Annotated in this window: 18 protein-coding genes and 1 tRNA gene; 11 read left to right on the plus strand and 8 right to left on the minus strand. The window is 65.1% G+C overall.

The genetic code is table 11. From position 1 onward, the window contains the following. Positions 1-429 precede the first annotated feature (429 nt). Both groES and groL read left to right on the plus strand, forming a co-directional pair. Entirely contained in the window at positions 430-723 is a 294-nt protein-coding gene (gene groES, locus GA615_RS10485; protein ID WP_152051247.1) for a co-chaperone GroES, read from the plus strand. Positions 724-1,141: 418 nt separating this feature from the next. After that, positions 1,142-2,764 (plus strand): chaperonin GroEL, encoded by a 1,623-nt coding sequence (gene groL, locus GA615_RS10490; RefSeq protein ID WP_152051248.1) that lies wholly within the window; start codon positions 1,142-1,144, stop codon positions 2,762-2,764. A 342-nt stretch (positions 2,765-3,106) separates the two neighbouring features. Here the strand turns inward: groL and GA615_RS10495 are convergent, their stop codons facing one another. Both GA615_RS10495 and GA615_RS10500 read right to left on the minus strand, forming a co-directional pair. Then, positions 3,107-3,778 (minus strand): trimeric intracellular cation channel family protein, encoded by a 672-nt coding sequence (locus tag GA615_RS10495; RefSeq protein WP_201750161.1) that lies wholly within the window; start codon positions 3,776-3,778, stop codon positions 3,107-3,109. A 249-nt stretch (positions 3,779-4,027) separates the two neighbouring features. Next, a complete protein-coding gene (locus tag GA615_RS10500; protein WP_152051249.1) occupies positions 4,028-5,014 on the minus strand; it encodes a DMT family transporter in 987 nt (328 codons plus the stop codon). 315 nt (positions 5,015-5,329) lie between these two features. On the opposite strand from GA615_RS10500, the gene GA615_RS10505 reads away from it, so the two are divergent. The 7 genes from GA615_RS10505 to GA615_RS10535 all read left to right on the plus strand — a co-directional run bounded on the left by GA615_RS10505 (position 5,330) and on the right by GA615_RS10535 (position 13,853). Continuing rightward, positions 5,330-6,166 carry an RING finger protein gene (locus GA615_RS10505; protein WP_152051250.1) on the plus strand — a complete coding sequence of 279 codons (837 nt, stop codon included), beginning with the start codon at positions 5,330-5,332 and terminating at the stop codon, positions 6,164-6,166. Between the two features lie 175 nt (positions 6,167-6,341). Continuing rightward, on the plus strand, positions 6,342-6,644 hold the full coding sequence (locus GA615_RS10510) for an EsaB/YukD family protein (RefSeq protein WP_152051251.1): 303 nt from the start codon (positions 6,342-6,344) through the stop codon (positions 6,642-6,644). A gap of 54 nt (positions 6,645-6,698) precedes the next feature. Next, the gene (locus GA615_RS10515; RefSeq protein ID WP_235905305.1) at positions 6,699-7,346 is read left to right on the plus strand and encodes a ubiquitin-conjugating enzyme E2; all 648 of its coding nucleotides are present in this window, start codon (positions 6,699-6,701) and stop codon (positions 7,344-7,346) included. A 44-nt stretch (positions 7,347-7,390) separates the two neighbouring features. Then, entirely contained in the window at positions 7,391-8,584 is a 1,194-nt protein-coding gene (locus GA615_RS10520; protein ID WP_235905308.1) for a HesA/MoeB/ThiF family protein, read from the plus strand. A 27-nt stretch (positions 8,585-8,611) separates the two neighbouring features. Beyond that, positions 8,612-10,054, plus strand: coding sequence for a Mov34/MPN/PAD-1 family protein (locus GA615_RS10525; RefSeq protein ID WP_152051254.1), 1,443 nt, complete (start codon positions 8,612-8,614; stop codon positions 10,052-10,054). A gap of 134 nt (positions 10,055-10,188) precedes the next feature. Next, entirely contained in the window at positions 10,189-10,734 is a 546-nt protein-coding gene (locus GA615_RS10530; RefSeq protein WP_152051255.1) for a hypothetical protein, read from the plus strand. 314 nt (positions 10,735-11,048) lie between these two features. Continuing rightward, a complete protein-coding gene (locus tag GA615_RS10535; protein WP_152051256.1) occupies positions 11,049-13,853 on the plus strand; it encodes an MMPL family transporter in 2,805 nt (934 codons plus the stop codon). 221 nt (positions 13,854-14,074) lie between these two features. Here GA615_RS10535 and efp read toward each other — a convergent pair whose 3' ends face one another. Next, positions 14,075-14,644, minus strand: coding sequence for an elongation factor P (efp, locus tag GA615_RS10540; protein ID WP_152051257.1), 570 nt, complete (start codon positions 14,642-14,644; stop codon positions 14,075-14,077). Between the two features lie 230 nt (positions 14,645-14,874). On the opposite strand from efp, the gene rnc reads away from it, so the two are divergent. After that, complete coding sequence (gene rnc, locus GA615_RS10545) at positions 14,875-15,591, plus strand: ribonuclease III (protein WP_152051258.1); 717 nt, start codon at positions 14,875-14,877, stop codon at positions 15,589-15,591. Between the two features lie 167 nt (positions 15,592-15,758). After that, a complete protein-coding gene (locus tag GA615_RS10550) occupies positions 15,759-17,036 on the plus strand; it encodes a hypothetical protein (protein ID WP_152051259.1) in 1,278 nt (425 codons plus the stop codon). 143 nt (positions 17,037-17,179) lie between these two features. Here the strand turns inward: GA615_RS10550 and GA615_RS10555 are convergent. From GA615_RS10555 to GA615_RS10575, 5 genes are all read right to left on the minus strand, one after another. Further along, positions 17,180-17,254, minus strand: a tRNA-Pro gene (locus GA615_RS10555). A gap of 96 nt (positions 17,255-17,350) precedes the next feature. Next, positions 17,351-17,761, minus strand: a complete 411-nt coding sequence (locus GA615_RS10560; RefSeq protein WP_152051260.1) for a response regulator — start codon at positions 17,759-17,761, stop codon at positions 17,351-17,353. Between the two features lie 26 nt (positions 17,762-17,787). After that, positions 17,788-18,459 carry a HAMP domain-containing histidine kinase gene (locus GA615_RS10565; protein WP_152051261.1) on the minus strand — a complete coding sequence of 224 codons (672 nt, stop codon included), beginning with the start codon at positions 18,457-18,459 and terminating at the stop codon, positions 17,788-17,790. A gap of 424 nt (positions 18,460-18,883) precedes the next feature. Then, positions 18,884-19,849: a ParB/RepB/Spo0J family partition protein gene (locus GA615_RS10570; RefSeq protein ID WP_152051262.1), complete on the minus strand. Its 966-nt coding sequence runs from the start codon at positions 19,847-19,849 to the stop codon at positions 18,884-18,886. Continuing rightward, positions 19,836-20,588 (minus strand): ParA family protein, encoded by a 753-nt coding sequence (locus GA615_RS10575; RefSeq protein ID WP_152051263.1) that lies wholly within the window; start codon positions 20,586-20,588, stop codon positions 19,836-19,838. Before GA615_RS10575 ends, GA615_RS10570 begins: the two co-directional genes overlap by 14 nt. Positions 20,589-20,701: the final 113 nt, after the last annotated feature.

Raw genomic sequence — 20,701 nt, forward strand, 5'->3', positions numbered from 1 at the left:
GAGCCCGGAAAACCTCCGAAGAACGCATCAATGCTTGGATTGAAAAGCTCGACAGATCAGGGCATGGAGGAAGCTCCCTTGAAATCATCGTGGCGAAGGGCCGTTGCAGTCAGGAAATCTGAAGGCGAATTCGGTGGCAGAGCGGGAGGGAGACTGCCGAATCGGCAGTCGGCGGGAAGGGAGGAAACGGGATCGGCAGGCAGCAGACCGAGAGAGAGCAGAAGAAGAAAAACCTAACACGTTAACTTCAAACAAGTTGTGAATTCCAATTCTGATAGGCACGCGGGTTGCCTCTGGCGCTGGCCGACGATTGGGGCCGGCCGCGTCCAGAGGGGGACGAGTTGGCAGGAGGCCCTATCGGGTGAACGATTCTGATTCCGAAATCGTGCGAGGCTCGGGCGCATCGCCGAGCGAGGAGAGCAGGTCGCGATGAACATCCAGCCGCTGGGCAATCGCGTGGTGGTCGAGCGGGAGGAAGCCAAGGAGACGACCGCCGGCGGCATCGTTCTGCCGGATTCGGCCAAGGACAAGCCCCAAAAGGGCAAGGTGGTCGCGGTCGGAGATGGCACGACCTCCAAGGACGGCACCAAGAAGCCATTGTCGGTCAAGGTCGGCGACGCGGTGATCTTCACCAGCTATGCCGGCGAAGAATTCAAGCTCGACGGCGACCGCAAGGTCCTCCTGATGCGCGAGGATGACATCCTCGCCGTCGTCGAGGGCTGATTGATTGCCACCCGGGTCGGTCGTCTCGCCTGTCGTCGGACGGGTGGGGACCGACCTTGATCAAGGGCTCCTTCGTGACGCGAGGTCACGGTCGGGCAGCTCTTGACGTGTCTCTTCGAATCTATCGCCTGTTTGTCCAGACTGTCTCGTCATCGACAGAGGAGTACTGCGGGAGGAGGGGGTGCCTGGGGTCGGTTCGACCCCGGCCGGATGCTTCGAATCGCTTCGGAGCCCTTCGACTGGGGTCGGCACGACCCCAGCCACCCCGCTCGTGGGAACGCCGGCCTTCGGTGAAGCGATGGGGGCGAACGGCCCCCAGGCCACCTGATTGTCGGATCGCCGGCCTCTCGTTTCATGCTCCTTGGTCGCTCACGAATCCACCCCACCGAACTGGATCTTCGCCAGGAGAGAATTGTCCATGTCCGCGAAGATGATCGCATTTGATCAGGAAGCCCGTACCGCCATGCAGCGCGGTGTGGCCAAGCTCGCCCGAGCCGTCAAGGTCACGCTCGGTCCGAAGGGCCGCAACGTGATTATTCAGAAGTCGTTCGGCTCGCCGACGGTCACCAAGGACGGCGTCACCGTCGCCAAGGAGATCGAGCTGGAAGACAAGTACGAAGACATGGGCGCCAAGATGGTCAAGGAGGTCGCCTCCAAGACCAACGATATTGCCGGTGACGGCACCACCACGGCGACCATTCTGGCCGAAGCCATCTACAACGAAGGGCTCCGCGGCGTCGTCGCCGGCGTCAACCCGATGCTCATGAAGCGCGGGATGGACAAGGCGGTTGAGGACGTGGTCGCTGCCCTGCAGTCGATGAGCACCAAGGTTTCCACCACGAAGGAAACCGAGCAGGTCGCCACCGTCGCCTCGAACTTCGACCGCGAGGTCGGCCGGATGATCGCCGAGGCGACCGAGAAGGTCGGCAAGGACGGCGTGATCACGGTTGAAGAAGGCAAGAGCCTCAAGACCGAGGTCGAGTGGGTCGAGGGGATGCAGTTTGACCGCGGCTACCTCTCGCCGTACTTCGTGACCAACCCGCAGTCGATGGAGGCGGTCCTCGAAGACGCCTACGTCCTGATCCACGAGAAGAAGATCAGCTCGGTCAAGGACCTGGTCCCGGTCCTGGAGAAGGTGGCCCAGACGGGCAAGCCGCTCCTGATCATTGCCGAGGACATCGAAGGGGAGGCGCTGGCCACCCTGGTCATCAACAAGCTGCGCGGCACCTTCCGTTGCGCCGCCGTGAAGGCCCCCGGCTACGGCGATCGTCGCAAGGCGATGCTCGAAGACATCGCCACCCTGACCGGCGGCAAGCCGATCTTCGAGGCGCTCGGGATCGATCTGGAAAAGATCGGCCTGGAAGACCTCGGGCAGGCCAAGAAGGTGATCATCGACAAGGACAACACGACGATCATCGAAGGGGCCGGCACCTCCGACGCGATCCAGGGGCGCATCGAGGCGATCCGCCGCGAGATCAAGGACACCAAGAGCGACTACGACCGCGAGAAGCTCGAAGAGCGTCTGGCGAAGCTCTCAGGTGGCGTGGCGAAGATCAACGTCGGCGCCGCGACCGAGTCGGAGATGAAGGAAAAGAAGATGCGGGTCGAGGACGCCTTGCACGCCACCCGGGCGGCCCTGGAAGAGGGCATCCTCCCCGGCGGCGGCGTGGCCCTGCTGCGGGCCTCGCGCTCGGTCAAGGCCGGCGACCTCTCGCACGACGAGAAGACCGGCTATGAGATCATCATCCGGGCCTGTGCCGCGCCGATCGCTCAGATCGCCGACAACGCGGGCCAGGACGGCGGCGTGGTTTGCTCGAAGGTCCTCGACCTGAAGGGGAACGAAGGCTACGACGCCCTGAACGATGAGTACACCGACCTGGTCAAGGCCGGCATCATCGACCCGACCAAGGTGACCCGCTCGGCCTTGCAGAACGCCGCCAGCGTGGCCACCCTGCTGCTGACCTCCGACGCCCTGATCGCCGACCTGCCGAAGGACGGCGAAGGGGCCCCGGGCGGCGGCATGGACGACGACATGTATTGATCGGTTTCGCGCCCGGCCTCCCCGTTCTTCGGTGGGCCGGGACGAAGCGTTCGACGATCACGAAGGGGGGAGGCCAGGGATTTCCCTGGCCTCCCCCCTTTTTTTTTCGGGTGGCCCTGCCTGGGTGGCGACCTTCCAGCCTTACATCATGCGTTCCGGGTGGCCCCAATTGCTTGTCAATCGAGTCCGCAGGGCGACCCGAAGCCTCGGCGGAGCACCTGTGGCCGCTTGCGGCTGCGCCGCCCCGGTTGGCGAGCAACTGGGGCCACCCAGGGTAAGGAACGACGCATGGTTTGAGGGTGGAAGGACAACGAGAGGCGACGCGGTTCCGTCGGGAACGGGTCAATGGGATGGGGGGACCGCGGGGGAATCCTGGTTGAGCGGGTTGAGCCTTGGCAACGACCAGCGGCGGCGGTAGGCGATGAGGCGGAGGATCAGGCCGAAGGCGAAGACGGCGAGGAGGGAGACGGGGCTCATCAGGTCGGCCCGATGGAGGGAGTCGATGGCGACGCCGAGGAGGATGGCCACGCTGCCGTAGAAGTCGCCGTGGAGGACCAGGGGGACCTCGTTGACGAGGATGTCTCGGACGATGCCGCCGCCGGTGGCGGTGAGGAACGAGAGGATGACGACGCCGAAGAGATGCAGGTCATGCTCGATGCCGACGATCGCCCCGGTAATTCCGAACGCAACGAGCCCGACCGCATCGCTGAGGACGAAGATCCAGGCCCGTTCGAGCGAGGCCCGTTGCTGGAGCTTCAACACAAGAGCGAGCGTCACCGTGCCCGCTGTCAGGTAGAAGGGCCTCAGGCCCGCCATGATGGCCGGCGGACGATCAACGAGCAGGTCGCGGATCACGCCGCCGCCGTTGGCGGTCAGGAAGGCGAGGATGAAGACCCCCATCAGGTCGAGCCGCTTGCGAGCCCCCATCATGAACCCGGAGAGGGCGAACGCAATGCTGCCGACGATCGACGCCGTGGTGAAAACCTGGGAGGGACCGTCGCCGAGATTCATCATGATGCGATCGTACCGGGGGGCAGGGTGTGTGAGGTGGAGAAAGGACAGCCGTTCTGACCAATCGGTTCCGGCCCCCTCTCCTCGCTTACGGGGAGAGGGTTGGGGTGAGGGGTCCGGGAGTTTGGCGACGAGCTTGGAGCCTCGTCGGAGCCCCCCTCACCCGGGCCCTCTCCCCCAAGAGCAGGGGAGAGGGAGGAAAACGTGCGGCGGACAGGGAAGGGGTCGGATGAACCAGGGCGAGACAGCGCATCACCGAGCAGAATCGGCCGGGGGGCCGGGGGGGGCGGGAGTTGCGACCGTTGGGAGCGGGCGGGGGCGTTTCATCGGGATGTATCGCAGGGCGACACCGGCCAGCAGGAATGCGCCGCCGATGAGGGTCGCGTCCTTGGGCCATTCGCCGATGAACAGAAGGACCCAGAGGGGGTTGAGCAAGGGCTCGACCAGGGCGAGCAGGCCAGCCTCGGGGGCAGGGACGTCGCGGAGGCCTCGGGCGAAGAGGACGTAAGGGATGGCCATCTGAACGATCCCGAACAGCAACAGGGCCCCGGCCTGCGGCCAGGTCGGCAGGGGGATGGAGCCGGAGACGGTGAGGAGGAACAGGCCGAGGACCAATGCGCCGCCGAGGTTGTTGACGGAGCTGAGCCACATGGGGTCGAGCCCGCGGAGAGACCGCAAACCGACGGCGACTCCGGCGTAGGCCACCCCGCTGCCAAGCGCCATGCCGATGCCAAGCGAGTCGTTCGGCCCCCCTCCCCCGCCCCGGACGACGATCAGGACGATGCCGAAGGCGGCCACGGCGATGCACCAGAGGGATCGGCGGTCGGGCCACTCGCGGAGGAAGACGAGGCTCAGCGGAACGGCCCAGAGGGCGGAACTGTACTGAAGAAAGATGGTGTTGGCGGCGGTCGTGGCCTTCATGGCGGCGATAAACAGGCCGGTCATGACGCCAAAGGTGATGACCAGCGGGATCATCGGCGCTTGAAACCGCATCTTCGCAGGCCGAACCAGGGGCAAGAGGGCCAGTCCGGCAAACAGGCCGCGGTAGACGGCGATCGTGCCGCTTTCGAGCCCGGTCAGGCTCTTGGTGAAGACGCCGGAGAGGCTCCAAAGGACGGCGGCAGCCAAAATGCAACGACGGCCGAAGGCGCGGTCGGATCGACTCGAAGATTCCAGGGGCACGGGGCGAATGACCTCAGGGAGGAGCCGTCGCAACGGTTCGGGGGGTGAACGAGCCATCGTAGCGAAGAATCGGACAGCGTGCGACGCTTCCCGGCGTTGAGGGGGCACTGAGGGATTCGGGGAGAGGGAAGAGGGATCGCGCGCAGAAACGCAACGTTGCAAAGGGGAGAGGAAACGGAGAGGAGAGAGAGGGGAGTCGCTGTGCAAAGGCAGGCTCGCGCTTCTTTGCGGCTCTGCGTCTCTGCGCGTGTTTCCTCCCTCGCCCACGTGGCAAGAAACCGTTCGTGTCCCCGGGGCCGTTGCTCCGTCGAGGACAATGACCGTAGAGTGAAACAAAGGGAACCGAACACGTCGAGGGTGGGGTGAGCGTTGATGGACGTCCTGGTCGTCGGGATCATCGTCCTGGCCCTGTATGCGGTCGTCCGGGTTTTCGGGGCGATCTGGGCGGGCTTCTCGGGGGCGAGATACCGGGCGTATCGTGCCCTGGCTCGGCAGTACCGGGGGCGTTACGAGCATCGAGGGCTGGTCGACCCGCCGACGGTGAGCTTCGGCTACCACGGATCGAGCGTTCGGGTGGGCCTGGCGCCGGTGGTGGCGGGGCAGCCGTCGATGCCGAGAACGCGCGTGGTCACGCGGTTCGGCGAGGGGATTCCGTTCCGGTTTGAGCTGTTCCCGGTGACGCGTCCGTCTCCGAAGCAGGTTCCACGAGGAACGAGGCTGGTGAGGCTCGGGGATCCGGTCTTCGATCGCCATTACGTCGTGCGGGCGAACGATCCGGAGATCGCCCGAGAACTGCTACACCAGAACTCGGCCCGGTCGGCGATCGAGAACCTTCGGAAGCTGGGGCCACCGGGGGGGATTTTGGTGTCGGTCACCCCGGAGCGGCTGCTGGTGCAGGTAGATCGGAACCTGGGGCAGAGCGTCTCGGGGCTGGATCTGGCGGTGCGGGAAAGTCTGGTGTTGCACGATCTTCTGCGATCGAACATCCAGGAGCGGATGGCCGAAGGGATTGCGATCGTCGATGTCGGCGCGTCGAGCCCGGTCGAGGCGGGGCCGCCGATCTGCAAGGTCTGCAACGAGCCGATCGGGCCGGACGAGGCGAAGGTGATCTGCGCCTCGTGCAAGACGCCGCACCACCGCGATTGCTGGACCTTCGTCGGGGCCTGCTCGATCTACGGTTGCCAGGGAAAGCAATGCGTGTCGGCGTGAGGGTGTGTGTTGTGGGAAACGGCCCCTTTTCGAAGGGGGGATCCGGGCGATAGGATGGGGTGATCCTCGATCCGTCAGGGTGCTTTGTTCGTGCCGCCGAGAATCAAAACGGTGCGCCGGTGCCTCAATAATCGCGGCCGAGGTCCGAATCGAATGCTAGAGGAGGGACCTTGCCATGTCTTACGGCGGTAATGCAGATGCCAGCGGGATCCAGGTCACGTTCCTGGACCAGACCGGATCGAAGTCGGTCAAGGCGGTGATCGCCTACAGCGTTCCGGTGAGCCGGATCCTGCCAAACATCATCACGAAAATGAACCTTCCGACGACCGGCCCGGATGGTCAGCCGTTGAGCTACTCGCTCGACCACAAGGAAGGGCGGCGCCGGTTGACCGAGGCGCAAACCCTGGTCGAGGCGAGTGTGCAGAACGGCGATCACCTGATCGTCTATCCGGAGGTGGTCGCGGGCTCCGGCGCGTGAGTGCCGGCGGTGCCATGATTGTGACGCAATGCGATGAGCGTGAGGCCCTGCGCCATGCTTCGGAAATCGTATGATTCGCCCCAGTCTCGCCGATTGCGCTCGGATCGGTCGGCGATGGAGCGGTTGCAAGAGGAAAGCACGATTCTCCGGTTCCGGGCGTCGGGCGATCCCGCGCAGCGCTATCTGATCGAGTTCCGAGGTCGAAGCCTGGCGAGAGAGCGCGGGAAGATCATCGCGCAGGACACGCATCAGGTGGAGATCAAGCTCGGGGCCTCGTATCCGAGGAGCATGCCCGAGCTGCGCTGGCTGACGCCGATCTATCACCCGAACATCTCGGAGATCGGCCTGGTTTGCCTGGGCGGCTACAACACGCACTGGGTGCCGAGCCTGCAGCTCGACGAACTGTGCGAGATGCTCTGGGACATGGCCCGGTTCCACAACTATGATCTCCGCAGCCCCTATAACCGCGACGCGGCGCTGTGGGCAGCGAATCAATCGACGTTTGCCTTTCCGATGGACGCTCGCCCGTTGCGTGACGCGAGAGCGGCGCAAGGCAGAATCGAGCCCGAGGCGGTAACCTCGCCCCAGGTGACCGAGGGGGAGTCGATTGTCTTGCTCGATGAGGAGGTGGCCTTGCCCCCTCGCCGCGAACCGGCCCCGGTGCGCCGGGAACCGCCACCGGATATTCTGTTCATTGAGTGACACCACGATCCCTCGTGACTGGATGGGATGGGAGCCTTCGGATCGTGGACGATGACATCCTGCACATTGACGACGACGATCGTTATAGCCGCCTGCGCCTGATCTCGTGGTGGCGCCAGGATCGCCTGGCGGCGGCGAAGGTGTTGGTCGTGGGGGCGGGGGCGCTCGGGAATGAGGTCCTGAAGAACCTGGCGTTGCTGGGGGTCGGGACGGTGGTCGTGATCGACCTGGACGAGGTCGAGGCGTCGAACCTGTCGCGGTCGGTTCTGTTTCGGGCCGAGGACGGTGGACAGCCGAAGGCGGAGGTAGCGGCGCGTCGGGCGAAAGAACTGAACCCGGATGTGAGTATTCGGGCGATTCATGGAGATGTGATCACCGACATCGGTCTTGGCCTGTTTGCCGAGATGGACGTGGTGATCGGCTGCCTCGACAACCGCGAGGCGAGGCTCTGGGTCAACCGGCAGTGCTGGAAGGTGGGTACGCCGTGGGTTGATGCAGGGATCCAGGAAATCCAAGGGGTCGTCCGCGTGTTCGTGCCGCCGGATTCGGCCTGTTACGAATGCGGGATGACGAGCCGGGATTATCAACTGTTGAACCTGCGGTATAGCTGTCCCCTGCTCCGCCGGGAAGACATTCTGGCGGGAAAGGTGCCGACCGCGCCGACGATTGCTTCGATAATGGCGGCAATGGAAGTGCAGGAGGCGTTGAAGCTGATCCACGGGATGCCGGTGCAGGCTGGTTGTCTTCATGTGTTCAACGGGGTGGCGAACACCTTCTACACGACCGAGCTGCCGCGCAAGGAGGACTGCCTAAGCCACGAGACCTATCCCGAGCCGATGCGGGTGGACCTGGGCCACTCGGCGACGGCCGAGGCGGTGTTTCACGTGGCACGGGAGCATCTGAGCGGACCGTTGGTGCTGAGCCTCGACCGGGACCTGGTGGCGGCGATTGAGTGGCCGCAACTGGGGAGACGTCAGGAAGTGATGAAGCCGAGGTCGAAGGTGAGCGTTGCCGAAGCGATCGACCCCGAGTCGGGGGAGACAGGACGGCCGGAACTCATCTCGATGGTTGAGGAAGGGACTCCCCTGGCCGAGCGCTCCCTGGCCGATCTCGGCGTGCCACCGTACGATGTCGTCCGTGTCGAAGGGCTGGACGGCGCGGTCTTCATCTTGCTGGAGGCCGACCGGGCGGGGGTGATGAACGCCTCGGGAATTCAATTGCCTCAAGACACTCGTTGATTTGACCTCGGGAACCAAGAGCCGCCAGTGAGCAGCGATCGCGACGAGATCCAGTTTGATGAGGTGAGCTACCGGGAGCCGCTTCGGCTGCGCCGGCCCGACCGGGATCGGCGGTTCGCGTGCCTTGCGTATGGGAACCCGGGGCCGGAGGATCTGGCGATCTTTGTCGATCGGGCGACGGTCGATGCGATCGAGCGTCATGCGCTGAGTGACACGAGGGTGGAACTCGGGGGCATCCTGCTGGGCAAGGAGTGCGTAGACGAAGAGACGGGCAGGCCGTTTGTCTGGATCTCGCAGGCGATTGAAGCGAAGCATTACGAGAACACGCAAGCAAGTTTCACGTACACGCACGACTCGTGGGAGGAAATTACCCGCGAGCGCGACCGAACGTATCCGAACCTGGATATCGTCGGCTGGTACCATACGCATCCGGACTTCGGCATTTTTTTGTCGGGGCACGATGTGTTCATTCAGCAGCACTTCTTTGGCCAGCCGTTGCAGGTAGCCTACGTGGTCGATCCGATCCGCCAGACGCGGGGCATTTTCCAGTGGCGGGACGGAGGGTTGAGGCAGGTCGAGGGGTATGTGGTCGTCTCCCCTCGGGACCAGCGGCGGGCCCTGGCCCGGACGGTCGACGACCTGGAGGGGGTGCTGGTGGCCGAGTCCTCGGGAGGACTGGGCGCACTCTCGCCTCGCCTGGAAGCGGAGCTGATCGCCATGCTCAATCGACCGCACACCGCCTCGGCAACGACGGCCGACCGGGGCCAGTCGGCCGCGGTGTTCACCTTGCTGGGGATCATCTTCGGCGTGCTCGGCCTGGCGCTGGCGCTCTGGATCGGGGCGTTGACGAGCCAGATCCGGGAGCAGTCGCGATCGCTCGGCAGCCTGCGGGCCGAGCTGGCCCGCGCGAACGAGGCGCGCGAAGCGTCGGACACCGCCGAGCGGCTCCGAGCGAAGGAACAGGCGATCGACGCCTTGCTGGCCGAGGTCCGCGTGGGGGATTCGAACGAGCGGTTCACCCGCGTCTATACCCAGTTGCGCGAGGAGCGCGATCGGGCCGTCGCCGAGGCGGCCCTGGTGGAACAGGTCGGGCGTGATCTGATCGCCAAGGAACGGCAACTGGCAGAGATGCGTCGTCAGGTGGCGATCCGGGACCAATCCCTCGCCCAGATGGATGCATTGCGTGAGGAAGCCAATCAGCTCCGAGCGGCGAACGAACGGCTCGCCCTGGCCGCTTCGGGAGATGGGACCGCGATCGACGGGGAGCTGTCGGACGAATCGGACGCGAGTGACCGGCGGTACACGGTGGCCTGGTATGCGGCGGTCGGCGGGTGGTCGGTGGCGATCTTGCTGGGTCTGGGGCTGGTGGCGAACATTGCGCGATCGGTCCCGCATTCGAGCAACGAGACGGAGCCCCCTGCCCCGTCGGGTCGGGGTCGGTCGCCAGACTCGCCCCACCGGATTGAATGACTGCGAGGGCCCTCCGGCCAGATCGGTGCTTGACGCGCGAGCACCGGGTTGACGAGACTCCTCTCGCACCACCTTCGCAAGCGTTCGAGGGTGCCTCTGAGCCCGGAAGGCGTTCGACTCAGGAGTGAGCAGTCATGATGATCCGCGTGATGCTGGGAGCTGCCGTCGGGCTGGGGATCGTGGGGGGGGCCGCCGTGGTGGCGAAGCAGCAAGGCCCTCCAAGGGTAGCGGCCCCCGTCCCGGCGGAGGAGCCGTCCCCCCCTCGCATCTCGGACGAGGTCGAGGCATTGTCACCTCCCGCGATGCCGCCCGAGGTGGTGGGCCTCGAACCTCTCGTCGGCTTCTCTGATCCGGACGAGGTCCTTCCCCCGTTGCCGGGAACCAGGCCGCCCCGAATCGTGGCCGCCGGAGTGGAGGCGAGCGCGACCGTCATCGATTCCGAGACCTTCATCGACGAGGGGCGAGCGACGGCCGAGGGGGTGATCGAGGCCTTGACAGACGAGCGCAAAACGTTGGAGGCCCGCCTCCGACGCATCGATGATGAGCTGGCACGCTGGGAGGCGATCAAGGAGGGGCTGACCACGGCGAAGGAGATGACGCCTCAAGTGCCATCGGCGCGAATCAATCCATCACCCGACGATTCCCTGGACCTCGAACCTCTTCCGGAACCGGGCCAGTAAGGTTCCTTGCCGGAGGGATCTGCCCGTGCGAGGGGAGCCGAGGCGGATGTCCGGAAGGATTCATCGAGCCTCGGGTACATTCGGGGCTCGTCATTTTGCCAGGGGGAGGCTCGTGTCAACGGTAGTCCAGTCGTTGAACCCTGGGAGGAACGCGGCGGCCTGCATCGGATTCGCCGCTGGGGTTCGTCGCTACCCCCTGGTCGGATGGGTGAAAGCTTGGAAAATAGGGCGATCGAATCGAACCATGCGGGCTGTCCCGCGAAGGTTGGTCGCCGGGTCGGATTCCGGACCCGGACGGGGGGAGCCCGTCTCGCATGCCTTTTGATGCCCTGAGGTGGTTTGTCAGTCGACGGCCGGCGGTGGTCGTCGCGTGCTGGATCGTGGTTCTGGTGGTGGTCGTTGGGCTTGCGCCAGACCTGACTCGGATCGCGGCCGAAGGGCAAGCGTCGCTGCTGCCTGAAGGGTCGGAGAGCGCGATAGCGGCCGAGATTCTGGGCAAGACCTGGCCGGAGCAGTGGTTCGACTCGTCGGCGGTGGTCGGGGTCTACAACCCCGAGGGCCTGACGGACGACGATCGCGACTTCGCCGCGCTGCTGGCCGATCGGTTTCAACGGAGCGACCGACCGGAGGTGCTCTCGACGGTCCTGGCTCCATCGCCCGATCAGCCGGAGGTGTCGGCTCGGCTCATCAGTCGCGACGGCACGCTGATGCTCATGTTCGTCGCCATCGACGAAGCGTTCGTCAGCCCGACGAGTCAGGAGGCGGTGGCCTGGCTGGAACGGGAGGTCAAGGCGCTCGACTCGGAGCGGCCGGAGGGGGCTTCGGTCGTCTGGAGCGGCGCGGCGGTGATCGGCCGGGACTACATGCAGAACGTGCAAACCACGCTCGACCGGGCGGCGGTTGCGGCGTTCTTCTTGCTGCTGGTGGTCTTGCTGATCGTCTACCGGTCGATCTTCCTGGCGATGGTGCCGTTGATCACGATCGGCGTGAGCCTCTTGATTGCTCGAGGGCTACTGGCCTGGGGGGCTGAGCTGGGCTGGGAAGTCTCGTCACTGGTCGAGCTGTTTCTGGTGGTCCTGCTGTTCGGGACGGGGACGGATTTTTGCCTGTTGCTCTCGTGGCGGTTCGGGGAGAACTGGAACGCCTCGAACCCAAGCGCGGCGATCCGGACGACCCTCGGGCGCGTGGCCCTGGCCGTGGTGACGAGCGCGTTCACGACCATCATCGGGCTCTCGTTGATGGGGCTGACGCGGTTCAAGCTGTTTTCGAGCACCGGGCCAAGCGTGGCGTTCGGCCTGGCGATCACCGTGGTGGCGGCCCTGACCCTCGCCCCGGCCTTGCTCCTGTTCCTGGCGCGATGGAGGCCCCGATCGTTCACCGGATTGACGAGACCGCCGTCGGGCTACTGGGATCGGCTGGGTCGGGCGGTGCTGAAGCGTCCTTGGCTGGCCTGGGGCCTGACCCTGGCGGCCATGATGCCGATGGCGGTCCTTGGACTTCAGCTGACGGCGCAGAATGCGTTCATCCAGGATACGATCTCGGAGATGCCCCCAACGGCCGGCTCGGTCGAAGGGCTCGCCCTGATCTCGTCCAAATTCGGCGCAGGGGCGACGGCACCGATGGCCGTCTTGCTGGAAGCGAGGCCGGAGGACCCGGACTTCCGCAGCTCGGTCGGCCTGGCGGCACTGGATGACATTAGCCGATTGCTCTCGCACCAGCGAACGCTCGTCGAGGTTCGATCGGCCACGCAGCCGCTCGGGAGCACGGCCCCTCTGGAACCGGCTCGGCTGTCTTCGCGGCTGTCGGCGGTCAACGAGGGATTTGAACGGCTGGTTGAGGGGGCGAAGGAGCTGAAAGCGGGGCTCGATGAGGGCGGCGGGCGCATTCGGGGGGCGATGCTCCTCGGCGAACTGACCGGGGCCGATGTGCTTGGGGAGATTCCGGGCTCGCCCCCCCCTGCTCCGGATCAGGAACCCGAAGCGGCGGCCAAACCCGATGCGGAATCGGGCCGCCCCTCACAGAGCGATCCGGTGACGGCGGGATTGCGGCGGGCGACCTCGGCGATGCTCGGGCAGTTTGGGGGAGCGGCGGCGGCACAGAGTGTCAGCTCGATCGGCCCGGTCGAGGGAGACGGCCCGGTCGCCCAGTTGCTCCGGGAGCTGGCCCGAGCGGCCGAAGGAGCCGGCCAGATCGCCGAAGGGGCCAGCCTGGCTCGTCGGGAGATCAGCAACATTCTGGAGGACCCGGTCGGCCACCGAGCACTCGATCGGTTGTTGATTGACGAGCGGACGATCGAGGAAAACCCGGAACTGCTGCGCGGGTTTGCGGCCTATCTCTCGGAGGATGGGAGGCGGGCTCGGATCGATCTGGAGCAGGCGAGCCGACCGTTCTCCCCTCAGGCACTCGATGAGGTGGAAACGATTCGGCAACGGCTTCAGGATTATTTGAGCGAGTACGATGAGCGGGACCCGATTCACCCGAAGGCGATGGTGGCCGGGCCGAACGCCGAAGGGGCCGACATCCGCGCCTTGACCCGTCGGGATCAGTATCAGACGTGGATCATGGTCCCGCTCGGTGTGTTTCTCGTCCTGGTGGCGATGCTGAGAGCACCGCTGGCGTGCGTGAATCTGGTGGCGACGATGATCCTCACGTACGCCTTTGCCCTCGGGATCACGCACATGGTCTTCGTGTGGGGAGGAGGAGCCGAGGGCCTGGACTGGAAGGTGCCGTACTTCCTGTTCGTGCTGCTGGTGGCGGTGGGGGTCGATTACAACGTGTTCCTGATGTCGAGGCTTCAGGAGGAAGTCCGGGCGCTCGGCCTGAAGGCGGGAATCACGAAGGCGATCGGCCAGACAGGCGGGTTGATTACCTCGGCGGCAGGAATTACGGCGTGTAGCTTCGCGGCGATGATGTTCAGCCCGTTGCTCTCGCTGCGACAACTGGGGTTTGCCCTGGTCGTCGGGATCGTGACCGACGCGGCTCTGGTGCGGCCGGTGTTGGTGCCGTGCGGCCAGTGGTTTCTGAACAGAGGACGCGAGAAGCGTCGGCAACGGGCGCTGACGAAAGAGAACGCGCCGGGGGCCAGCGTGCCGCAGTCGAGGGAGACGATTCTCTCCTGACGCGGTTCCCGAGTGAGCGTCGCGGTTGGAGCTGGCTGCGGCCTCCCTCACCGGGCCTTCGGTCACCCTCTCCCCAGCGAGCGGGGGAGAGAGTTGGGGAGATCGCGAGTTCTCATTGGGTCGTCAGCCACTCGATCCCTCGCACGATGGGGCGAGGGTTGAGCGCGCCGGGCTCGCGGTTACGAGATTCGAGGGAGGGCGCGGATCGTTCGAGGAGGGGCTCAACCACCGCGGCCGAGGTACTCGCCGGTGCGGGTATCGACGCGGACGATGACCCCCTGGTCGAGATGCTCGGGGACCTGAACGACGTGGCCGGTCGAGAGGGTGGCGGGCTTGGTGCGTCCGGTGGCGGAATTGCCACGGACGCCGGGGCTGGTGTCGGTGACGGGAAGCTCGACGACGTCGGGAATCTCGATGCCGATGGGCTGCTCGTCGACGACGAGGGCCTCGACCCCTTCCATGTTCTCGGTCATGAACGGCGCCTGGTCTTCAAGGCTCTCGGCGGGCATCGAGAACTGCTCGAAGTTCTGGGCGTCCATGAAGTGGAACTGCTCGTCGTCTCGGTAGAGGAACTGGATGGAACGACGCTCGAAGCTGGACTCAGCGAGGGTGTCGGTCCCCTTGTAGGTCTTATCGACGCGCTGGCGGGTCTTGAGGTTCCGGGCGCGGACCTTGTAGAGGGTGGCCGCACCCCGGGCCGAGGGGGTCTGGACGACGATTTGCTCGATGAGATGCGGCTGGCCGTCGATCTCGACGACCATGCGTTTCTTGAAATCCTTGGCGGGGATCACGGCGGAGACGCTCCAACCTCGGCTGGCGACCTGAGTGGGGGAGAGATCGGGCACACTCCCCCGGATCGAGCGTTGGGTCGGCGAAGCTCGGCCGGTGGAGCGTGTTGAGGTTCTTATCGTATCGGGAAGCGGCATGAACGGTAAAGCCCGGCCGGCGTGAAGGGTTCCATTGACTTCGAGCGCGTGGGGCGATAGCCTCCAGTATCCCTCCTTGGTCCGAGACGGCACCCATGCCCGCGCCTCCTGAAGACGATTTGCTGGAACATTGCCAGCGGGCCATCGGCTATCGCTTTGCGAACCTGGCCCTGCTCCGCTCAGCCTTGACCCACGCCTCGGGGGCCGATCACCGGCTGGCGTCGAACGAACGGCTCGAATTCCTGGGCGATTCGGTCCTGGGCCTGATTGTGTGCGAGCTGCTTTACCGCCGGTATCCGGAGTTTCTCGAAGGGGAGCTGACCCGGATCAAGTCGGTGGTGGTCTCGAGGCAGACGTGCGCGCGGTTCTCCGGAGAACTGGGGTTCGACAGCTGCTTGACGCTCGGCAAGGGGATGTCGGGACATGGTCCGCCGCCGTCTTCGGTGCTGGCCGACGTGTTCGAGAGCGTGCTGGGTGCGCTCTATCTGGACGGGGGCATGGAGGCGGCCCGGACATTCCTGGAACCGCTGGTGCTCCCGGAGATCGTCGAGGTGGTCGAGAACCAGAGCGGCTCGAACCACAAGAGCACCTTTCAGCAGGTCGCTCAGCGCGAGTACGGGGCGACCCCGACCTATCGCCTGCTCGACGAACAAGGCCCCGACCACTCGAAGTGCTTCAAAATTGCCGCGCAGGTTGGGCCGCACAAGTTCCCGCCCGCCTGGGGCCGGAACAAGAAAGAAGCCGAACAACGGGCCGCGCTCAACGCCCTCTGTCAGATTGCCGGAGAGCCGATTCCGTTCGCCTCGGGCTGATCGATTGGGCCTGGGGAGCGGACGGCGGCCGATCGGGTCCCTTGCGGGGGCCAGTGGCGGCCCTTTAGGATGGCCATTTGACGTCGAGTCGCTCGACGTCCTGCAACGGCGCAACCGATCCGAACGTGGCGGGTTCTCCGCCAGTCAGAATCCCGAGAGATGCCTTCATGGTTCCCGACCTCGGTCTCGGGCCCGAGATCTGGTTATTGCTGACACTGCTGCTGAGTGTCTCCATCTTCGTTTCGTTCCGCCGACCGTGGAGTCTGAGGAACCTCGACCTGCTCCTCCTGTTCGTGCTGGCTCCGGGACTGATGGCTCTGGTGGGCAATGGAGACGACGGCGGGACGCTGGTGCCGTTCCTGTGGCTCTTTTTCGGGACGGGCCTGTGGTTGCTGCGTTGTCTGGTGGATCTGGGCCTGGCCCGGCGGCCCATGCTGGAGCCGAACCTCAATGCGCCGGGGCTGACGTGCCTTTCGGTCGGGATGATTGTGCTGCTGGTGGCCGAGACGATCAGCCTGCCGATCCGGGAAGGGACGGCGCGGAACCCCGCGGCCTCGGATGATGGGAAGGTCGATGCGCATGGTGCGGTGGGGGCGGTTTCTCAAGTTCCGGGCGATCATCATGACGCTGCCCTTCCCGTGCCGACCGAACCGGGGGTCGTGCGCTGGCGATCGACGCAGATCTTGCTGTCGAGGGTTCTGGCCGGGCTGGCGCATATTGGCGTGGTGCTGGGGCTGTGGATGCTGGGCCGAACCCACTTCGGCCAGCCGATCGCGGGCCTCTCGGCGGCAGCCCTGTATCTGGTGATGCCCTACACGCGGATTGAGGTCGTCGATAGCGGGCAGGTCTTTCCGGCCGCCTTGATCGTGACGGCCCTGGTCTGGTACGAGATGCCCGCAAGGGCCGGTGCCCTGATCGGTCTGGCGGCCGGCTGGATGCCCGCGAGCGTGGGGTTGATCCCGCTCTGGCTGGGCTTTTATCGAGGCAAGCAGGCGGCTTGGTTTGCAGCATCGAGCCTGGGGGTGGCGGTCGCTTGTGTTGTGAGCGGCCGGAACGTGCCCGTGCTAAGCCGATGGGCCGAGGCGATGGGAGCGAGAGGACTGGCCCAGGCCGGCCTGGTGCCGGGCCAGGAGACGCCCTCTTCGGGTAGCCTCTGGTCGGGGCTCGATCCGGCGTACCGACTGCCGGTTCTGGTCGCGTACCTGTCGCTCGTGATCGTGGTGTCGATCTGGCCGTTGAGGAAGAACCTGGGAGAGCTGATTGCCCTGTCGGCAGCCGTCTTGCTGGCGAGCCAGTTCTGGTATCTGGAGAAAGGGGGCACGATGGTGCTGCTTTATCAGCCCCTCCTGCTCCTGATGATGTTCCGCCCGAACCTGGCGGCGAAACGGGCACCGAGACCCGAGCGTTCGTCGGACGAATCGATCTCCCCCCTGCTCCGCACGTGATCGGAAGCGGGGAGATGGCGGCCTCGAAGGGTGAGGCGATCGGTTCGAAGGAATGACGGGTTCCACGTGAAACGACGGAGAAACGGCCAGGGGACTGAGACTGGCTGATCCACCTGAGGTGGGCTCTGAAGCGGAACCGAACGTCGGGGCGACCAGATTCGAACTGGTGACCTCCTGCTCCCAAGGCAGGCGCGCTAACCAGACTGCGCTACGCCCCGAATTGCGATGGCACAGGCATGGTAGCGCCGGGTGGGCCTGTGGGTCAAGGTCGAGTGTGACGAATCTTGCGTCGCGGGCCGGTGCGAAGGGTCCGATCACAAGGCCAGATGAGAGACGCGATCGAGCAATCGATCGCAATCCACCGGCTTGCTCAGGACCTCGTCGAAGGTGGTCTGGAGTTCGAGGAGGAAGCTTTCATCGAGGTTCTGAGCGGTGATGAGGATCAGGGCGAGGCCGGGAAAGCGATCGCGCAAACACCGGCCGAGGCCCTGGCCATCGAGCCCGGGCATGCAGAGGTCGGTGATGACGAGGCGGGGGCAACGGTCGTCGCAGAGGTCGAGCGCCTCACGACCAGAGCCGACATCGACGCAGGGATGACCGGCGTGGTCGAGCAGGCGAGCGATGGATTCCCTGCCGATGTCGTCGTCATCGACGAGTAAAACGAACGGACCGCCACTGCCTGAGGTCATTGGGGCGGGCTGGGTGAGGGGACTCAGGAGGGTCATCTCGGGGAACCTCGATGGGGGTCACGTCACGGTCGATCCGCCGGCCAACTCAACTCGATGGCACAGGCATCTGCCGCGATGGCAAGCGTGCCCTGATGAGCGCGAAGCACACGAGCGAGCACGGGGAGGGCGAGATTCTCTGCATCTCCCTGAGTCTGGATCAACGAGGATTCGCTTTCAAAACGGACGTGGAACCGTCCGGGGTCGCGTTGCCAGCTCAGACGAATTGTTCCGTCGGAACAGCCGTGCGAGGCCCAGAAGGTGATCAAGGCGTCGAGTCCCTGGGCCAGCCGATTCCAGTCGAATCGGGAGGGGAGCGCCTCACTCGGTCCACCGGTTTCCAGGTGGATGGGCCGCTGGGCCAAAACGCGTTGCCAGTCGGGCACGCGCTGCTCGATCCAGTGGTTCAGATCACCCTCGGCAAGCGAAGGTTGGAGCGGATTGCAGAATAGTTGGACCTGTTCGATCATCGCTTCCATGCTCCGGTAGGCCGAGTCGGCACGCACCCAATCGGGACCGGAGGGGTTTCCGGATAGTCTTCGAGCCAGATAAAGGCTCAGCTTCATGCTGTTCAAGCGGTTCCGGAGTCGGTGACAGTAGCGATCCAGCAAGACCTGGATCATGGGAATCCGATCCGGCTCCTCGACACAACGAAGCAGTGCCCCGGCGAGTCCATCGACCTGCGCCGCTGTGCTCATCTTGCCTCCGAATCGAGTCGTGATCGCCGGGCACCAGGTAACCAGGAGTCGTTCCCTGGGACAGATCTGCCGGAGTGAACAACGATTCCACCTTCCACTTCAACGCAATCACGGTGCCGATCGCTCGGCGACCGCCACACGATCCACCCAAGCGACCGAAGGGATTGAACCTTACGTCCAATCCTGACAGACACGGCGATCGAGACGAAAATTGAGCAGCGGGAAACGAACTTCTCGTTGGTTGGGAACCGATGGGGAAATGGGAACCGTCCTTCCCGGAACCCTCACAATCGAGTCCTTCCGAGTGGACACAGAACAACCCTGGGCGGCAGCGCCGACCAGGGTTGGGGGATTGTTCTCGACGATGTGGGCGACACCGGGACTGAGGCCCGCGAAGGTATCGGAAACGAAACCAACCCGCGACTTAGCCGGACCATTCCTCATGGTGGTGATGATCGCCATGGTGGTGCTCGTCGTGCCCCACAGCGACGGGCTCGGGAGACCACTCGGCGCCCCGGATCATACCGGTGATGCGCTCGAACTGGTCACGGTTGGCGTAGTCGATGACGATCTGCCCGCGGTCCTCCCCTTTGACCTTGATCAGGACCTGGGTTTCGAACCGGGTCCGGAGGTGCTCCTCCAACTCCGAGACATGAGGAGGACGGGTCACGGCGTGGGCCTGATCGACCCGAACCCGGGTGCGCGAGGGGGTCGGCTCGCCGGTTTTGACGAGGGCCTCGGTCTGACGGACGGAGAGCTTCTCGTCGATCACCCGGCGGCAGGCGGCGGCCTGTTCCTCAGGGTTCTCGATGGCGAGCAAGGCCCGAGCGTGGCCGGGGCTGATCTGATCGCTGACGACGGCGTGCTGAAGCTCCTCGGGCAGGTCGAGCAGGCGGAGGAGGTTCGACAGGGTTGAGCGGTCGATGCCGAGCCGGCCGGCCAGCTCCTCCTGAGTGCCGCCGTAGGAGTCGAGGTAGCGGCGGAAGGCCTGGGCCTTCTCGATGGCGTTGAGATCCTTCCGCTGAAGGTTCTCGACGATCGCCAGCTCGTTGACCCGCTGATCGTCCAGTTCCAGGACGCGGGCGGGAACTTCGGCCAGATGGGCCTCGACGGCGGCCCGGAGCCGACGCTCTCCGGCGATCACCTGGAAGCGGTCGCCGGCCGGTCGGACGAGGATCGGCTGCAGCATGCCGTGTTGGCGGAGCGAGTCGGCCAGTGCGGCAATCTCGTCGGCGTCGAAGATGCGCCGGGGCTGGAAGGGGTTCGGGTCGATCTGGTCGACGGGCAGATGGGTGAGCTCGGCTGCTTCCAGCGAGCCGGGCTCGAAGCCGCCTTCGTCGGTGCCGAGCAGCGCGGTCAGCCCGCGCCCGAGTCGCTTACCCTTGGTCACGATCGATGACCTCCAATGTCAGCTCCATGTAAGCCCGAGCCCCCCTGGCCCGAGGCGCGTAATCGATGACGCTCAAGCCGTGGCTCGGCGCCTCACTGACGAACACGTCGCGCGGGATCATGGTGTCGAAGACGGCGTCATCGAAGAACCCGCGGACCTCGTTGGCAACTTCGTTGGCCAGCTCCAGCTCGGGATCGTACATCGTCAGAACGATGCCGCCGATCTCCAGGCGGCGGTTGTCGCGCGCCTTGGTCTGCCGGGCCAGCTCGATGATCTGGGAAAGACCCTCCATGGCGAAGTATTCGCACTGGATCGGAATGTACACCTCGGCCGACGCCCCGAGCGAGGCCCGGGTGAGCTGACCAAGTGACGGCGGGCAGTCAATCAGAACATAATCATACTTCGAAAGCTCTGAACCGAGTTGCTGACGAAGGGCCGAGGCACGCTGACGGTTTGAAGCCGAGAGGGCGTCGGCGTCGGCGAGGCTCTGGGAGCCGGGCAGAACGTAGAGTCGTTCCTGGGTCGTGGGGGAGACGGATTCGGCCAGGGGTTTCCCGGCGAGCAGGGGGTGGCGCTTGGCCGGTTCAACGCCGAGGCCGCTGGTGGCGTTGCATTGGGGGTCGACGTCGATCACGAGCGCCGACTTGCCCGCCTTGGCCAGCCCGGCCGCCAGATTGATGGCGGTGGTCGTCTTGCCGACGCCCCCCTTCTGGTTGGCCACGCTGATGATCTTGGCCACGGTCGAGGTTCCTCCCGCCAAAAAGGGACCGTACGGGCGGGCTCGGACTCGTTGCAATCCGCAGGAGTAGCGTCGTGGGTGTCGGGCGTCCGTGCCCGCTCGTGTTGAGCGAT

It is taken from the genome of Tautonia marina, assembly GCF_009177065.1.
GTDB lineage: Bacteria > Planctomycetota > Planctomycetia > Isosphaerales > Isosphaeraceae > Tautonia > Tautonia marina.

Coding starts and splice junctions, on each gene's coding strand:
- groES (WP_152051247.1), top strand. CDS start 430: ATGAACATCCAGCCGCTGGGCAATCGCGTGGTGGTCGAGCGGGAGGAA.
- groL (WP_152051248.1), top strand. CDS start 1,142: ATGTCCGCGAAGATGATCGCATTTGATCAGGAAGCCCGTACCGCCATG.
- GA615_RS10495 (WP_201750161.1), bottom strand. CDS start 3,778: ATGATGAATCTCGGCGACGGTCCCTCCCAGGTTTTCACCACGGCGTCG.
- GA615_RS10500 (WP_152051249.1), bottom strand. CDS start 5,014: ATGGCTCGTTCACCCCCCGAACCGTTGCGACGGCTCCTCCCTGAGGTC.
- GA615_RS10505 (WP_152051250.1), top strand. CDS start 5,330: ATGGACGTCCTGGTCGTCGGGATCATCGTCCTGGCCCTGTATGCGGTC.
- GA615_RS10510 (WP_152051251.1), top strand. CDS start 6,342: ATGTCTTACGGCGGTAATGCAGATGCCAGCGGGATCCAGGTCACGTTC.
- GA615_RS10515 (WP_235905305.1), top strand. CDS start 6,699: ATGCTTCGGAAATCGTATGATTCGCCCCAGTCTCGCCGATTGCGCTCG.
- GA615_RS10530 (WP_152051255.1), top strand. CDS start 10,189: ATGATGATCCGCGTGATGCTGGGAGCTGCCGTCGGGCTGGGGATCGTG.
- GA615_RS10535 (WP_152051256.1), top strand. CDS start 11,049: ATGCCTTTTGATGCCCTGAGGTGGTTTGTCAGTCGACGGCCGGCGGTG.
- rnc (WP_152051258.1), top strand. CDS start 14,875: ATGCCCGCGCCTCCTGAAGACGATTTGCTGGAACATTGCCAGCGGGCC.
- GA615_RS10550 (WP_152051259.1), top strand. CDS start 15,759: ATGGTTCCCGACCTCGGTCTCGGGCCCGAGATCTGGTTATTGCTGACA.
- GA615_RS10560 (WP_152051260.1), bottom strand. CDS start 17,761: ATGACCCTCCTGAGTCCCCTCACCCAGCCCGCCCCAATGACCTCAGGC.
- GA615_RS10565 (WP_152051261.1), bottom strand. CDS start 18,459: ATGAGCACAGCGGCGCAGGTCGATGGACTCGCCGGGGCACTGCTTCGT.